At 36.8% G+C, this 15,333-nt stretch carries 14 protein-coding genes; 6 read left to right on the top strand and 8 right to left on the bottom strand.

Annotated features, from left to right (window positions below; genetic code table 11):
* Window positions 1–423: 423 nt before the first annotated feature.
* The 5 genes from ACRD62_RS13900 to pepF form a co-directional block, all read right to left on the bottom strand.
* Window positions 424–1,218 carry an EFR1 family ferrodoxin gene (locus tag ACRD62_RS13900; RefSeq protein ID WP_430820711.1) on the bottom strand — a complete coding sequence of 265 codons (795 nt, stop codon included), beginning with the start codon at window positions 1,216–1,218 and terminating at the stop codon, window positions 424–426.
* 81 nt (window positions 1,219–1,299) lie between these two features.
* Complete coding sequence (locus tag ACRD62_RS13895; protein ID WP_430820710.1) at window positions 1,300–2,304, bottom strand: ATP-binding cassette domain-containing protein; 1,005 nt, start codon at window positions 2,302–2,304, stop codon at window positions 1,300–1,302.
* On the bottom strand, window positions 2,304–2,993 hold the full coding sequence (locus tag ACRD62_RS13890; RefSeq protein ID WP_430820709.1) for a GTP-binding protein: 690 nt from the start codon (window positions 2,991–2,993) through the stop codon (window positions 2,304–2,306). The genes ACRD62_RS13895 and ACRD62_RS13890 overlap by 1 nt, the downstream gene beginning before the upstream one ends.
* Before the next feature lie 5 nt (window positions 2,994–2,998).
* Window positions 2,999–4,183 carry an ABC transporter substrate-binding protein gene (locus tag ACRD62_RS13885; protein ID WP_430820708.1) on the bottom strand — a complete coding sequence of 395 codons (1,185 nt, stop codon included), beginning with the start codon at window positions 4,181–4,183 and terminating at the stop codon, window positions 2,999–3,001.
* Window positions 4,184–4,441: 258 nt separating this feature from the next.
* Window positions 4,442–6,316 (bottom strand): oligoendopeptidase F, encoded by a 1,875-nt coding sequence (gene pepF / locus ACRD62_RS13880; RefSeq protein ID WP_430820707.1) that lies wholly within the window; start codon window positions 6,314–6,316, stop codon window positions 4,442–4,444.
* 451 nt (window positions 6,317–6,767) lie between these two features.
* Here pepF and queC point away from each other — a divergent pair, with 451 nt between their 5' ends.
* The 3 genes from queC to ACRD62_RS13865 all read left to right on the top strand — a co-directional run bounded on the left by queC (window position 6,768) and on the right by ACRD62_RS13865 (window position 9,271).
* Window positions 6,768–7,433 carry a 7-cyano-7-deazaguanine synthase QueC gene (queC, locus tag ACRD62_RS13875; RefSeq protein WP_430820706.1) on the top strand — a complete coding sequence of 222 codons (666 nt, stop codon included), beginning with the start codon at window positions 6,768–6,770 and terminating at the stop codon, window positions 7,431–7,433.
* Window positions 7,434–7,463: 30 nt separating this feature from the next.
* Complete coding sequence (locus ACRD62_RS13870; RefSeq protein ID WP_430820705.1) at window positions 7,464–8,321, top strand: 7-carboxy-7-deazaguanine synthase QueE; 858 nt, start codon at window positions 7,464–7,466, stop codon at window positions 8,319–8,321.
* Window positions 8,322–8,404: 83 nt separating this feature from the next.
* Window positions 8,405–9,271, top strand: coding sequence for an NADPH-dependent 7-cyano-7-deazaguanine reductase QueF (locus ACRD62_RS13865; RefSeq protein WP_430820704.1), 867 nt, complete (start codon window positions 8,405–8,407; stop codon window positions 9,269–9,271).
* An 11-nt stretch (window positions 9,272–9,282) separates the two neighbouring features.
* Here the strand turns inward: ACRD62_RS13865 and ACRD62_RS13860 are convergent, their stop codons facing one another.
* On the bottom strand, window positions 9,283–9,786 hold the full coding sequence (locus tag ACRD62_RS13860; protein ID WP_430820703.1) for a metallophosphoesterase family protein: 504 nt from the start codon (window positions 9,784–9,786) through the stop codon (window positions 9,283–9,285).
* 81 nt (window positions 9,787–9,867) lie between these two features.
* Here ACRD62_RS13860 and ppk1 point away from each other — a divergent pair, with 81 nt between their 5' ends.
* The 3 genes from ppk1 to ACRD62_RS13845 are packed head-to-tail and all read left to right on the top strand — an operon-like array spanning window position 9,868 to window position 13,352.
* On the top strand, window positions 9,868–11,973 hold the full coding sequence (ppk1, locus tag ACRD62_RS13855; RefSeq protein ID WP_430820702.1) for a polyphosphate kinase 1: 2,106 nt from the start codon (window positions 9,868–9,870) through the stop codon (window positions 11,971–11,973).
* Complete coding sequence (locus ACRD62_RS13850; RefSeq protein ID WP_430820701.1) at window positions 11,970–12,470, top strand: SixA phosphatase family protein; 501 nt, start codon at window positions 11,970–11,972, stop codon at window positions 12,468–12,470. Before ppk1 ends, ACRD62_RS13850 begins: the two co-directional genes overlap by 4 nt.
* Window positions 12,471–12,482: 12 nt before the next feature.
* A complete protein-coding gene (locus ACRD62_RS13845) occupies window positions 12,483–13,352 on the top strand; it encodes an SPL family radical SAM protein (RefSeq protein ID WP_430820700.1) in 870 nt (289 codons plus the stop codon).
* Between the two features lie 109 nt (window positions 13,353–13,461).
* Here the strand turns inward: ACRD62_RS13845 and ACRD62_RS13840 are convergent, their stop codons facing one another.
* The gene (locus ACRD62_RS13840) at window positions 13,462–13,905 is read right to left on the bottom strand and encodes an alanyl-tRNA editing protein (protein ID WP_430820699.1); all 444 of its coding nucleotides are present in this window, start codon (window positions 13,903–13,905) and stop codon (window positions 13,462–13,464) included.
* Between the two features lie 136 nt (window positions 13,906–14,041).
* Window positions 14,042–15,244, bottom strand: coding sequence for a tRNA 2-thiouridine(34) synthase MnmA (gene mnmA, locus ACRD62_RS13835; protein ID WP_430820698.1), 1,203 nt, complete (start codon window positions 15,242–15,244; stop codon window positions 14,042–14,044).
* Between the last annotated feature and the right edge of the window lie 89 nt (window positions 15,245–15,333).

The following is a 15,333-nucleotide window of genomic DNA, read 5'->3' as shown; positions in this document are numbered from 1 at the left end:
AAGGATTGCATTTGAATCGTATTCAGCTAAGATAATTTCGAGGGTCGGATCTTTATTATTAGAAAGCTATTAAATCCGATCCTTATCTAATAATCACACTTCGTTTCTTAACGGGGTGTTTTTATTTTTGAACTTATATCAATGGGAATTGATTAGATATTGCTCCTTCGTTAGGTAACGAAGGAGAGTTTCGCTTTCAAGACTATTTTTGGCATCCAGTGTAATTTGTGGTTTAATTTAATAATTGGTAATTGGCTAATTAAGTCATCTATAATCATTCTGCCTGCAGCATTTTTCAAAAGATATTCATACATACAGCCCTCCGGGCTTTTGATTTACGTTGCTTATTTGCAAAGCACTTACTTACTATGCTGTCACAGACGTCCCTATCGGGACTTATGAAAACTAAAATTTCAGCTCTGATTATTCCCGAATAGTTACAGCATTTCTTTGTAAAGCAATATCATTCAGCGAAATGGAAGGATGGTGATTACGAGGTTTGCCAACCGATAACTTTTTATATTCAATCACCGATCGGGAACAAAAGTGCAAACAGGCAAAACACTGATGACAGTTATCTAACCATTCAACTTGTTTTCCCTTTAATCTGATATTTTGAAAAGGACAAACCTGCATACAATATCCGCACCGGATACAACCAGCTCCAACCGTAAATAAGCTTTCTTTACGTTCCTGCTTCTTTGAGACTAAGAGTTTAAAGTCTCCAAATATTGCAGCTTCTTTATCAAACTCATTTTTTAATTGAAGAACACTTTTACTTATTTGTGTTACTTTTTCCTGTGCTTCCTGATAGACTATTTTAGATTGTTTTGATCTCGAAAGTTTAATATATGGAAAATGAGCCGCTACCATTGGTATAAAATAACCAGCATTGAGAACCAAGCCTGCTTTTTTCAAGTATTTTTCAATCTGCGAGAGTGCATTTCCTATTCTTGGATTGGAACCGGTTACAACCACAAAAACAAATTCAGGATTTTGAAATGATGCATCCTTTAAAAACTCACAAACAATCCGAGGAACGGTCATAAAATGGAGTGGAAAGATAAAGCCTACTCTTTTGGAAGTTATCAAAACAGGCTTTTGTTTTAAGCTCCCGACTATTGGTAAAAGTTCACTTCCTTCAATTTGATTTTTAATAGATCGGGCTATACTTAAGCTATTACCGGTCCCCGAAAAGTAATACAAAGCTGTATCCATGAAACAAATTAGTTGGAGGGCAAATATACTTGTTTAAATAGGTTTATGGTATATAGAGATTGACTAGCTAATGCTACTTATCTAATAAATTTCTCCAATTGCCTTTAACTCATTACCATACCGGAAATAATCTTTAGTGAGTTGCAATTTATTATCAAGTTGCTCTAATTCTGAATAGAATTCCCGTTCAACAGGATTCGTTTCAATCACCTTGTGCATCCCGCCGTTTTTAATAACAACACGTTTATCTGCCAGAAGAATAAGTAAAGGATCATGCGTAGCCATCAAAACAATCTTATCTTTCTTCACGAGCAAATCAAGCGACTTCTTTTTATTAACTCCTGCATTCTCTATCTCATCAATAAGCACAATTGGTGCCTGTCCAATACATGCTACATCTGCAATCATCAGAGCTCTGGACTGCCCACCACTTAAAAAAGTAACAGGTGTCTCCGGTTGAAAAGGTTCTCCCGAAAGATCGTTTGCCAGCTTAATAACCTCTTCAACCACCTCATCAACATTCATCATAAAATGGCTTTGCGCATGCATCCTTAAGAATTCAATTACACTCATATCCAGCACAAAATTCATATTCTGTGTGATTTGAGCAATCAGCTTCCCTCCCATTTGTGCAATTCTGCTATCATCAGGTGAATCTCCATTAATCAGCACTGTTCGCCCGGTTGGAGTATCTTTATTTGCCAACCATTCAATATCTGCCAACAGCCTACTTTTACCTGAACCTGTTGGACCTACAATGCAGGTTATTTCACCTGGAATTAGTTTTATACTACATTTTTCAGGTTTACCACTTTTATCAATTCCGGCCAGTACTTCAAGACTTTCGATAGACTGAACTATTTGTGTCTCGTTTAAACCAATCATAAACTCATCAAACAATTCCAATAGCTGCTGAGCATCGGTAGCCTGATCTTCGAAAAAAGACGATGGTAAACCGGTGACTATTTCAACAAAAGTCAGGCTATCATCCTCTAATTTGAGATTAAACGAAGCAAGAAAATCGCTTACCATTGGAAATTTATCCAGAAGTATTCCTATTGATTGATCTGTTCGTTTCTGCTCCATTACAACTTAATTTTACGATTTAATCCAATCTGAAAATCTTCACCTACACGGGTTTCACCCAGACAGTAAGAGCATAATGCAGCAGGCATTGAAAAACGTAATTTCAGATTTTCTGAAGTTTCAAAATCATTGGCATTTACAACCAGTTTCGCTAAGCGATCAGCACCTTGTCCGGTGATACCATTAATAAACAAAACCTTACACTTAGAATTAACCTGTTGAATCTTGAACCTAAAGACCTCACGTTCAGCTTGTGAAACTAGATCGCTTTTTGTTACCACGACAACATCAGCCATTTTAACCATAGGTCCGGTTTTTAACGGTGTATTAATACCACTTAGATTATCCAATATACAAACAGCCAATACTTCTTTTAAATGGGGGGCACAACGATTACAAAGTCCTGCACTTTCGGTAACCAAAACCTCAAAATTCTTTTCGCGTGCCCAAACAAAACAAGCTTCAATATTGGAAACAAAATAATGATCTGGACATAAATTACCAGCCAGACCTGTTTGAGCAACAATTCCATTTTTGGTGTATTGTTCTTCATCCAAAGCACTCAGGCAATCAAACTTTATCACGCCACACCTATCTTTCAAATGCGGCAAACTCTCAATCATCTTTATTATAACCGAGGTTTTACCCGAAGAGGGTGGTCCGGAAACTGTTATCAGTTTTATTGCCATAAGCCTTATTTTTTTGTCCACACTTCCATAAAGGCTGTGCGAATATCGTCTTTTAAACTACCAATATCGTAGGATCTCAGAAAATCCCAACCCAGCCACTTAACTTCTTCCTTTAGATGGTCATTCTTACATTCAGGATGAATAGCAGGGAAATACCGATCACACAATAAGTCACCAGTTTCCTTACTCATTAAAAACCTGAGCAATGCTTCCTTTTCCTTTGCCTTGCCTTTTTTCACCAGTAAAAAAACAGGACTGGCAATAGCACCATCCTTTGGCCAAACTACCTTTACATTTTCATTCTTTATTCTTTTTGAAAAGAACCAGGGCATGACGTAAACAGCAGCCTCTCCGCCATATTTATTATTAGCAGATTTAATCATCTCCGCAGGATGCATTCCTTTTACAATATTTTTTGCGAAAGCACGAATCGCATCTAATCCACCATCCTTAAAAAACGGAAGCAAAACAGCATTACAAAAAAAGTCATCTTCACCACGCATGATGATGCTATTTTCAAACTCTGGCAATAAGAGATCAGACCATTGTTCAGGTATTTTACGATTACCCAACTTTACCTCATCCACCACCATAACCAGCATATTGGCTGTATACATGGTATAATAACCTTTTGGATCGAAATATTGAACTTTTTCCAGATATGAATTAAGTTCGTAAGGCTGATAGGTTTCAAAAGCTCCTTTTTCTATGAATTTCTCAACAAATGGTTTATGAAAAAAATTATTGATATCCGATGCCATAATTACATCAGGCAATTCATCAACATCTTCAATACTGTCCAATAAAGGATAATACGATAATTCGTGATTAACATTACCTTCTATCAATATATTCAAGTCATTAAACTGGTCGGGAAACTTTTGAAAATGCGACTCACAAAATTCTTTAAAAGGATTACGGAGACCACAAGGTAGCATGGCTGAAAAATCAAGACTGGATCTGTCAATCTCTAATGACACTTCGTTTGCTATTTGCTTATTCAGTGATTTAATAAAAAGATCGGGATCAATATTACTGGAAGAAAGAACAGTATGCAATCTGAGGAATTTTCCTATTTTTTGAAGATTCTCTTTCTTAAAATAGTTTCCCAATCCCTGTTTCTCTAATTCACTAATTATTTCAGGATAAGTTTCTGCAATTTGTATAAGATTTTCATTTCCGCTAATCATAGAATCGGGTAATTAATTATTTATTCCAGTGCTTTTTTGTTATTAGTCCCACAGATAACGTGCCTAATATTTATGGTTATATGGAATAACTCTTTAGGACTTTGATTAAAGGCTATATAAGGTAATATAAATCTTTCCACTTAATTAGCAATCCTACATATTTGTAACATCTCTGCACTTTGTCTTTTACAATTTTGTGTATAAAAAGAAAGCCTGAGCAATAACGCCCAGGCCTCATCCTCTTCATTGGTTTAGTTGTTATTTTTTGTTCAGAATAGTTTCAATTTCATCCATAATACTGTTCATTGCAGCAATGGCTTGTTCAAAAGGTTCTGAAGTTGTCATATCAACACCTGCTTTCTTTAAAATCTCAATCGGAAAATCAGAACCTCCGGAAGAGATAAATTCCATGTAACGTTCTTTTGCGCCCTTTTCACCAGCCAAAACTTTTGATGCCAATGCCTGAGAAGCAACAAAACTTGTACTATATTGATAAACATAGAAACTCATGTAAAAATGAGGGATAGCAGCCCATTCAATTCCAATGTTATCTTCAACCATACAAACCCCTTTATCGTGTCCGTAATACTTACGACAAATATTGCTGTATAACTCAGTGAATTTCTGTCCTGTCAATGGCACACCTTGTTCAGCCATTTCATGAATTTTTAATTCAAATTCAGCAAACTGAGTCTGACGGAATAAAGTTCCTTTAAAGCCATCCAACATGCTCATTAAAAGAGATAATTTCAAACCATCATCTTTTAATTTCTTTTGCATCATATCATTCAACAACACCTCATTAAATGTTGAAGCCACTTCGGCAACAAACGTTGCATAATGAGATGTAGCGAAAGGTTGTGTTTTATTAGAATAATAACTATGCATGGTGTGTCCCAGCTCATGAGCCAATGTACTTACCTCGTTATACTGATCGGTATAGTTCATTAAAATATATGGATGAACATCATAGGCAGCACCGTTAGAATATGCTCCGCTTCTTTTACCAGTATTTGGATAAACATCAATCCAACGGTTATCAAAAGCCTGTTTTACAACACTTACATACTCTTTTCCAAGAGGTTTAAAGGCGTTTAAGATTAATTCCTGTGCTTCGTCGTAAGTATATTTTAACTCAACACCTTTAACGGTTGGGGCATAAATATCTGAATATTTTAAGGTATCAACACCCAACATACGTTTCTTCAATTCCAGATAACGGTGGAAAGTTGGTAAGTTCTTATTAACATTCTCAATTAACGAATGATATACCTCAACCGGAATATTATTAGGTTTTAAAGCGGATTCCAAAGCTGATTCGTAATTGCGTGATTTAGCTCCAAATACATCTACCTTAATATTTCCATTTAAAAGTTCCCCATAAGTACCTTCAAACTTCAAATAGTTATCCCAATAGATCTTAGTAGCCTTTTCGCGGTCTTCTCTGTTAGCTGAAGTTCTTTGAACACTAAAAGCTGTACGGTTTAATTCAATCTCTTCACCATTACTTAAAGTCATATTCTCCCAAGGCATTTCGGCATTACTAAAAACATTGAAAGCTGAATTTGCAGTACCGGTAATCATACCAGTTTTTGCCATTAAGGCCTCTTCAAGATCTGATAAAGTATGCATTTTCATACGTGATATATCTTCCAGATCAAGACGGTGAATCTCAAGCTTAGGCTCCTCCTTTAAAAATTTCTGAATGGTTTCATCAGGTATTGCTGCCAACTCGGGAGATACGAAAGAAGCTAACTGACCAAAATTGATGAATACCTCACGTATCTTTTTGGTACGCGCCATATTATCCATATCACGCAAGTCCATATCCGACTTTAATGATGCATAGATATATAAACGATAGCCTTCTTTCATCAAATTATCAGAGTAGGTCATATAAGCTAATAATTTATCAGCTGAGACACCTAAAGTTCCTTTAAAATCTGAGATCTTCTTCATCTCTTCCTTAAATTCCTCCAGTTTCTGTTCCCATACTTCGTCTGATTCATAAACAGGAGTCAGATCCCATTTGTATTGGTCTTCAATAGCTGAACGCTCTTGTTGTGCCTGAAGTGGTAATGTAGCGGCTAAAGCTAATATTACCATCATAAAAGGTTTAGTAAATCGTTTCATTCTTTAGTTGTGTATTTTAGTAAGTTGCTAAAATAATGACATTGTTCATTTAAAAGAATGACTTATTTCATACAAAGTCCAATGCCATACTTAATTAGCTTACGATAACGAGAATTATTTAATGATTCAGTCAATATTTAAAATATGCCTATCATTTGTTTGATTTGATGATATTTAAATAGAATTCAAATTTTAAAATCTATCCTTTTTGAGTTTATGATGTAAATCATTATTATTTGTTATCTGCATTCAACTGACAATCTGCAATAACACAAAACTTTTCCTATATTTGCAGCGATTTATTTAAATCGGACAGTTCGAAACCATCCTGTCGGTAAAAAAAACTAGGACCTTGTACAGTTATCTGTATATCATTTCTCGTTTGGCACCTTGTGTGTTTTACCTTCACCAACGACTTTCCGGTTTATATCATTATCAAAATTTTACGATCATGGATAAAGCCGTAGTATTGTTATCAGGAGGTTTAGATTCAGCAGTAGCCTTATATCTTGCCAAAAGCAAGGCTAAAGAAGTACATGCTATTTCGTTTGATTATGGTCAGCGTCACAATAAAGAACTGAATTCTGCCAAAGCCATCGCACTTAAAGCAGGTGTAGCAGCGCATCAGATTGTAACTTTAAAGCTGGATCAATGGGGAGGATCTTCTTTGACTGATAAAAATATGGAAGTCGAGAATGGAGATGTTACCCGAACCGACATCCCTGTAACTTATGTTCCGGCCCGAAATATGGTTTTTTTATCAGTTGCAGCATCCTATGCCGAAGCCATTGGCGCACAAAATATTTTTATTGGAGTTAGCCAGGTTGACTACTCCGGGTATGTTGACTGTCGCCAGGAATTTATCGACAGTATGGAAAAGGCCATTAACCTGGGTACAGTGATGGGAGCAGAAAAGAATCAGCCAATTAAAATACATGCTCCATTTGTAAATATGACCAAGTCAGAAGAAATTACTCTCGGCACACAGTTAGGAGTAGATTTCGGTCTGACCTGGAGTTGTTACCGTGGAGGTGAAAAACCTTGCGGTACCTGCGACAGTTGTTTGCTAAGAGCAAAAGCATTTGCCGAAGCCGGAGTAACTGATACGTCATTATAATTAGAAACAACGTAAGCATTTTAAGTGAAGATGAGTAAATTGGTTTTAGCCAACGAAGGAGTTTTTCCGGTTGTGAAAGATAAAAATGGTAATCCGTTAAGCGATCAGCCCAAGACAGGCTTACTAATGCCGGGAACTATTCAGGGAGAAGGAAAGCTGGCAGGTGTACCCTCACTATTTATTCGTTTATCGAGTTGTAACCTTCGTTGCATCTGGCAAATGGAAGACGGAAGCTATTGCCGTTGCGACACTACATATGCTTCTTTTCATCCCGATCAAACCATAGAAATGGAAGTGGATGAGATAGTTCAATGGCTGAAACACAACATGGGCTCTGTTAAGCATGTTGTAGTTACCGGTGGCGAACCTTTGTTACAAAAGAAACCTTTAGCTCTTCTTTGCCAAAAAATAAAAGAAGAGTTGAATCTCCATATCACAATAGAAAGCAATGGAACATTATTCGATAGCGAAGTTGCTCAGTGGGTTGATCTGTTTAGTATTTCTCCGAAATTACGAAATTCAGAGCCCAATTCAGAAAAGCTAGCCTCTTACAACCTTAAAGATGCCGGACCGTTTAAGTTTCATGCCGATAAGCGCCGTAATATTGGCGCACTACAATCCTACATCGACATTTGTAATCAATCAGATAAGGAATTACAGTTGAAATTTGTGATTGGAAAAACAGAAGATTATAAAGAGATTCAAAGCGAATACCTGGATCAATTAGCCGATTATCATTCAAATGATATTCTGCTGATGCCCTTAGGAGCCACCCGGGAAGAAATAGCCAAGTCGGCTCCAATGGTTCTTGAGATGAGCATTGCCAACGGCTGGCGTTACAGTCCACGTGTGCATATCGATTTATTCGGATCAAAAAGCGGAGTTTGACATAAAGCCGCTAGCTGTTAGCTATTAGCTTCCAGCCTCTATCTACTAAAAGCGAAGCGTTCTAATCTCTAACAACTTATAATATGTCTGAAGATAAATTCCTAGGCAAACAAGTTACCTACCCTCAACATTATGCACCCGAAATGTTGGTGGCTGTACCTCGTCAACTAAACCGTGAGCAATATGGTTTGCAGGAAAACAACCTGCCGTTTGTTGGTTTGGATGTTTGGCATGCTTATGAATTGAGTTTTCTTACTGAAAAAGGGTTACCTGTTACAGGTTTATTAAAACTAGTTTATCCATCAGATAATGAGTTTTTAGTCGAAAGTAAATCATTAAAACTATATCTAAATTCCTTTAACATGGAACGCTATGGATGCAATCCAAAGGAAGGGATCAAGCTGGTAACTAATATCATTAAAAAAGATTTGGATCGGACTTTAAAAACAGAAGTTCAGGTTTCGTTTTTCGACAAGCTTGAAACAAACAGTCCTTTTGATTTTACAACTTACCAAGTATTAGAAGATGAACCTATTGCATCAGAAATTAGTTTTGATCATTTTAATGAGGCTCCAGAATTATTAAAGTATGCTTCAAATAAAGAATTAAAAGTAGGCTCTCACCTATTACGCAGCAACTGTAAAATTACCAATCAACCCGATTGGGGATCTGCCTACATTTATCTTAAAGGAGAACAAACACCAGACAAAATGAGTCTGCTTCAATATCTGGTTTCTATCCGCAACGAAAATCATTTTCACGAAGAGATTTGCGAAATGATTTACACACGTCTTTGGAATTTGTTCAAACCTGAGGAATTAATGGTAGCTTGTATCTATACTCGTCGTGGCGGTATCGACATCTGCCCTGTAAGAGCCAGTCAAAGTAGCTTACTGAAACTCGAACTTACCAATCCGGAAGTTTTATCTTTAAAATTACTCAGACAGTAAGCTGATAAATGTTATTTAGCTGTTTTAGGTCCCAATTCAATAACCTCCATGTCTTTAATATCATTACCATCTATGGTGAATCGAAGTGCTGTTCTAACCGCATGGAATCCTGAACGACCTGCAGCACCAGGATTCAGATGCAGAAGGTCCAGATTTTTATCATACATAACCTTAAGTATATGAGAGTGCCCGGTTATAAAAAGCTTGGGCCTCTTTTTTATTAATTCAGCTTTAACCCGTTTTTCATACTTTCCCGGATAACCACCTATGTGAATAAGATACACCTGCAGGCCTTCGCATTCAAATTCAAGCACTTCATCCAACTCCTGCCTAATAACAGAATCGTCGATATTGCCATATACCGCCCTTACGGGTTTAAATGCTCTCATCTCATCCAGAACTTTTATATCACCTAAATCACCAGCATGCCAAATCTCGTCCACATCTTTGAACAATTCTTTAAATCGCGCGTCAAAATATGAGTGAGTATCAGATAAAAGACCAATTCTTTTCATTAATCAAGCTAAATACAACACAAAGAATGCTTAAAAATAGGGCTTTTTTTTATAAATTTAATGCCTATCAATTGAGTGAATATGACCCAACATTTTTTCAATCGTGACATCAGCTGGCTATCATTTAATCATCGGGTTTTGGAAGAAGCAAAAGATGATAGCTTACCCCTATTCGAACGTATTAAGTTCATGGCAATTTATTCCAATAACCTGGATGAATTTTATAAGGTAAGAGTTGCTGAATATCGCAATGCAGCAGCTGATCCCCAGAGTTTCCCTGATATTCCTGATGCAGAAAAAACATTGGAAAAAATCAACTCTATCGTTGCTAAGCACTGGCTTGATTTTAGTCAGATTTTGAAAGAATCCATTTTGCCTCAGATGCATCTGAATGGACTAATTCTTCATTATAAAAGCTATCCTACACATCCCAGTCATCTTAAGTTCATCAGGGAGTTTTTCGATACAGAACTAACGCCTTACGTACAGCCCGTTCTATTGAACAAAGGGACACGTACCTTCTTAAGAGACAATAGATTATATTTAGCTATCAAGCTTTTTAAGAAAACTAAAAATGAAGAATCTAAAAAGTATCGCAAGCCCCGATATGCTCTGATAAAACTTCCAACCAGCGATGCTCCGCGTTTTGTTGAATTGCCTAAAGCTGACAATCAACATCACATTGTTTTTTTAGATGATGTAATCAGATATAATTTACAGGAGTTATTTCCTGGTTTTGATGTTGTTGGAAGCTGGGGAATAAAACTGGCCCGTGACGCAGATTTAGGCATTGAAGATGAATTTGGTGGAGATTTGATTGAGCGAATTAAGGAAAACCTAGCCAAGCGAAAAATTGGTAAACCTGCAGGCTTTTTGCACGACAGAAATATTCCTGTCGACTTATTGCATTACTTACAGGATACTTTTGATATTAATTCAAATGAATTGGTAGCCACAGGTAGTTATCTTAACTCACACGATTTTTTTACATTTCCGACACATCATACACCTCATTTGGTATGGAATGCACCCAAAGCCATTCTTCCTTTTGAACTAGAGGAAGCCGGTTCGATGTTTGAGGCTATCAAGCGAAAAGAACGTGTTTTACATTATCCATATCATTCGTTCAAATATGTCATTCAGTTTTTACACGAAGCTGCAACCGACCCAAAAGTAGAAGAAATAAAGCTTACTCAATACAGGGTTGCCAACAACTCTGAAGTTGTAAGTGCATTGATTGCAGCTGCCCATAACAATAAAAAAGTAACGGTTTTTGTTGAAGTTAAAGCCCGTTTTGATGAGGAGAACAATATCTATTTTGCTCAACAGATGGAACGTGCCGGAATTAAAATAATTTACAGCATCCCGGGACTTAAAGTTCATGCTAAAATGGCACTTGTTTTAAGAAGAGCCAATGGCGTAAGAAAACGCTCATTTGCCTACTTAAGTACCGGTAATTTTAATGAAAAAACCGCCCGTCTTTATACCGACCATGGATTCTTCACCTGTAACGATGAGTATCTTGATGACATGGAGAATGTATTTAAATACTTAAGTAATCAAAGAACTAAACCTCATCTCAACAAGCTACTGGTAACAAAGATCAATCTTCGGAAGAATATTATGGACCGAATCAATCGTGAGATTGAACTTGCCAAAACCGGCAAAAAAGGATATATCTTACTTAAGATGAACGGCATTCAAAACAAAAACCTCATCAATAAACTTTATGAGGCAAGCAGAGCGGGTGTAAAGATCGACTTAATTGTAAGAGGCATCTGCTGTTTGGTCCCAGATAAATCGTACAGTAGAAACATTAGGGTTTTACGCTTGGTTGACAGTTATCTGGAGCATCCTCGTATCTGGGTTTTCGGTAACGATGGACAAAAGGAAATGTTTTTATCATCAGCAGATTGGCTGAATCGTAATATTAACCGACGAATCGAAACTGCTTTCCCTATTGAGAATGATGATTTAAAGAATGAGATACTTGATATACTGGAAATGCAACTTAATGACAATGTTAAAGTTCGTCGTATCGATGCCAACCTGAATAATATACTTGACCCAAGTGACAGGCCTCCGTTACGTGCTCAGGTTAGTACATACAAATATCTATTAGAAAAGGACGAGGCCATTAGAGAAAAACACGAACAGAAATCCGAAACCAAACCCACAAAAGAATGAAACGATTGATCTTAGTTCGACATGCCAAAACAGAACAACTAGACTTTGGAAGCTCCAAAACAGATTATCAGCGTGAACTCAAAGCCAGGGGTTTTGACGATAGTGAGATTATTGCGCAAAAGCTGAATAAAATGGGCGTTAAACCTGATTGGATCGTGTCCAGTTCGGCCAAACGCGCCAAACAAACAGCCAAACACATTGCTAAGCATATTACTTACGATGAAGAGCAGATTGAATTTCAGCGTTTTATTTACGATGGTTACACAACTTCTGAATTTCTAAGTTTTCTTGAAAAATATAACAACTACGAAACGGTTATGGTGGTTGGCCATAATCCGGAAATAGCGATGTTAGGTATCAATCTGAGCGATGGAGACTATTACCATTTCCCAACCTGTGCAACAACATCCATCACATTCGATGTAGATAACTGGGCTGATATTAATGCACGTGAAGGAACACCTGAATGGTTTATTTATCCGGGCATGTTTAAATAGTCAGTTTTTCTGATGACTGAAATAATCAAGGCAAAAACGATATTAGGCACAGTAAAACAGCCTGATCATTGGTTTGGCAATTCATATAATCTGAATCTTTACAGAGGATGTTCGCATGGTTGTATTTATTGTGATTCACGAAGCACATGCTACCAAATTCAGGATTTCGACACCATTCAAATAAAAGGTAACGCTCTTGAATTACTTCATAAAGAATTACGATCGAAAAAGAAAAGAGGGACTATTAGTTTTGGATCAATGAATGATTGTTACATGCCCATTGAAGCAAAACAACAATTAACCCGGAAGGCACTGCAAATTGTCGCTCATCATAAATTTCCAGTGCATATTATAACTAAAGGCACATTGGTTACCCGTGATATTGATCTGCTAAAAGAAATTGGAAAAGTGTACTCGGCTGTTAGTATAACTATTACTACAGCTGATGATGATCTAGCTAAACAAATAGAACCTAACGCTCCCACATCTTCAGAAAGATTTGCAGCACTTAATCAATTGCGAAAAGAAGGAATATATGCAGGTATAACGCTTATGCCAATTCTGCCTTTTATTAACGATACCGAAGAAAATATACGGCAATTGGTTGAACTGGCGGCAGAGAATAATGCTGCTTATATTATTGCATCAATGGGAATGACCATTCGTGAAGGTCAGCGGGAATATTTCTATAAGAAGCTTGATAAGGAATTTCCTGGAATAAAAGAAAAGTACACTTCTACATTTGGTGATAATTACGGATGTGGTTCACCTAATGGGAAAAGATTACAGGAAATTTTTAAAAGTACCTGCTTTAAATACGGTATCTCAACTAAAATGAAGTTTTATCAACCGGAACTCAATAGTCAAATGACATTATTTTAAGATAAAGGTAAAAATCAAAAGTAAATTGAATTGCTAATAACATTCTTCAATTAATTAAAAATCGGTTCATCGATTAATTGATAATCACTTTTAAATTGAACTTCTGACTTTAATTTACCGGTCTTTTAAGCTTGAATCTTATACGCAATACGCCTTCCTCAAAACTGGTAGATCCCAGAATAAACTCTCCAACTTGTTTTGTATTTTCAACATGATCACCAATGCACAAACACTCATCATAATTACCAACAGTAACAACTCTTAACTCTTCACCTGCCTCTTCAGGTAAACGATCCAGTTTAAATTTAGTCTGGGCATCTTCCCTCGAAATATCATAACCATTTACATCAAGATGTTGGGCTAATACCTCATTCACCTTTGCTTCAATTACCTGTTCTTCTTCCGGTGTTAATGCCCGATCAAAATGATAATCACACTTCGACTTTTTCTTTTCAAGATGATTCGAAAACGAACGATCACAACCAAACATATTCACCATGGTTCTGTTCAAAACATGTTCAGCCGTATGCATTTCAGGATTATATGATTTCATAGATTTTATTTTTTCGGTTGAGTTGATGAGTTGACTATTTGATGATTTGAATTACTCATAATAACAATTCAACCATCCAACAAACTAACAGCTTAACATTTAACTTAGATCTTTTGCCTTTCTACTTTTATCTTGATTAACTAATCACTCCTGAACCAATCAACTCATCCTCATCGTACCACGAAGCAAACTGACCTGATGTGATTCCTCTCTGTGGCTGATCAAAAACCAAAAACATACCCGCTTCACGTCTATGAAGCACACCTGTCTGCAAGGGCTGACGATAACGAATACGCAATTTCAATCGTCGCGACTCCCCTACTCTCATCTCCAGATCCTCACGTACCCAATGAATCTCATCAGCATTTACTCGCAATACTTTTCGAAACAATCCCGGATGCTGCTTACCCATTCCGGTATAAACCTGGTTGAAATCAACATTGGTTCCGATGATAAATAATGGCTCGGCAAAACCTCCTATATTTAAACCTTTACGCTGACCGATAGTATAAAAATGTGCTCCATTGTGCTCTCCAATTTTTTTACCATATTTAGGATGAAATGCATATGGCTGTGATAATTCCATCAGATCTTCGTCTGTTGGATTCTCAACTTCTGCTTTTGACCAATTACGCACAAATAATTCGCTATGAGCATCAATATTAAAAACCCGTCCTTGCTTTGGCTCCAGTTTTTGTTGTAAGAAAACAGGTAAATCAACTTTACCCACAAAGCATATTCCCTGAGAGTCTTTTTTATGAGCCGTCACCAATTTAAGTTCATTGGCAATACGACGAACTTCAGGTTTAACAATATCCCCAATCGGGAACATTGCTTTTGATAACTGCTTTTGACTTAGCTGACACAAAAAATAGCTTTGATCTTTATTATCGTCGCTTCCGGCTAAAAGTCGATGCACTTCTTTACCGTCTACAATAATTGTTTCTTTACGGCAATAATGACCGGTAGCTACATAATCCGCACCTAACTCCAATGCTTTATCTAAAAAAACATCAAATTTAATTTCGCGATTACAAAGCACATCAGGGTTGGGAGTTCGACCTTTTTCATATTCGGCAAACATATAGTCAACCACACGCTTGCGATAATGATCGCTTAAATCAACCACATGAAAAGGAATCCCCAGTTTCATTGCCACAGCCTGTGCATCAAATTTATCATCCAGCCAGGGACAATCAGCCTTCAGTACTCCGGTTGTATCGTGCCAGTTTTTCATAAACAAGCCAATTACTTCGTACCCTTGCTCCTTCAACACATAAGCGGCAACACTTGAATCAACACCACCTGATAAACCTATAACTACTTTCTTCTTTTGCATCGAATCTTTAAAAATTGCAATTAGCGGACAAAAATACAGTTTTTTATTGAGTTTAGAATAAGTGTGAGTCAAGCAATACTTGTCTGAAT

This window comes from Carboxylicivirga caseinilyticus, from assembly GCF_050589785.1.
GTDB lineage: Bacteria > Bacteroidota > Bacteroidia > Bacteroidales > Marinilabiliaceae > Carboxylicivirga > Carboxylicivirga caseinilyticus.
The sequence above is the reverse complement of the archived record's forward strand: the minus strand, read 5'-3'. Positions and strand labels throughout refer to the sequence as shown.

What these genes read in the sequence shown, in the direction of transcription:
- ACRD62_RS13895 (WP_430820710.1), bottom strand. Translation starts at nt 2,304, where the DNA reads ATGGAGCAGAAACGAACAGATCAATCAATAGGAATACTTCTGGATAAA.
- ACRD62_RS13885 (WP_430820708.1), bottom strand. Translation starts at nt 4,183, where the DNA reads ATGATTAGCGGAAATGAAAATCTTATACAAATTGCAGAAACTTATCCT.
- ACRD62_RS13900 (WP_430820711.1), bottom strand. Translation starts at nt 1,218, where the DNA reads ATGGATACAGCTTTGTATTACTTTTCGGGGACCGGTAATAGCTTAAGT.
- pepF (WP_430820707.1), bottom strand. Translation starts at nt 6,316, where the DNA reads ATGAAACGATTTACTAAACCTTTTATGATGGTAATATTAGCTTTAGCC.
- ppk1 (WP_430820702.1), top strand. Translation starts at nt 9,868, where the DNA reads ATGACCCAACATTTTTTCAATCGTGACATCAGCTGGCTATCATTTAAT.
- ACRD62_RS13860 (WP_430820703.1), bottom strand. Translation starts at nt 9,786, where the DNA reads ATGAAAAGAATTGGTCTTTTATCTGATACTCACTCATATTTTGACGCG.
- ACRD62_RS13840 (WP_430820699.1), bottom strand. Translation starts at nt 13,905, where the DNA reads ATGAAATCATATAATCCTGAAATGCATACGGCTGAACATGTTTTGAAC.
- ACRD62_RS13890 (WP_430820709.1), bottom strand. Translation starts at nt 2,993, where the DNA reads ATGGCAATAAAACTGATAACAGTTTCCGGACCACCCTCTTCGGGTAAA.
- ACRD62_RS13850 (WP_430820701.1), top strand. Translation starts at nt 11,970, where the DNA reads ATGAAACGATTGATCTTAGTTCGACATGCCAAAACAGAACAACTAGAC.
- ACRD62_RS13865 (WP_430820704.1), top strand. Translation starts at nt 8,405, where the DNA reads ATGTCTGAAGATAAATTCCTAGGCAAACAAGTTACCTACCCTCAACAT.
- ACRD62_RS13870 (WP_430820705.1), top strand. Translation starts at nt 7,464, where the DNA reads ATGAGTAAATTGGTTTTAGCCAACGAAGGAGTTTTTCCGGTTGTGAAA.
- mnmA (WP_430820698.1), bottom strand. Translation starts at nt 15,244, where the DNA reads ATGCAAAAGAAGAAAGTAGTTATAGGTTTATCAGGTGGTGTTGATTCA.
- ACRD62_RS13845 (WP_430820700.1), top strand. Translation starts at nt 12,483, where the DNA reads ATGACTGAAATAATCAAGGCAAAAACGATATTAGGCACAGTAAAACAG.
- queC (WP_430820706.1), top strand. Translation starts at nt 6,768, where the DNA reads ATGGATAAAGCCGTAGTATTGTTATCAGGAGGTTTAGATTCAGCAGTA.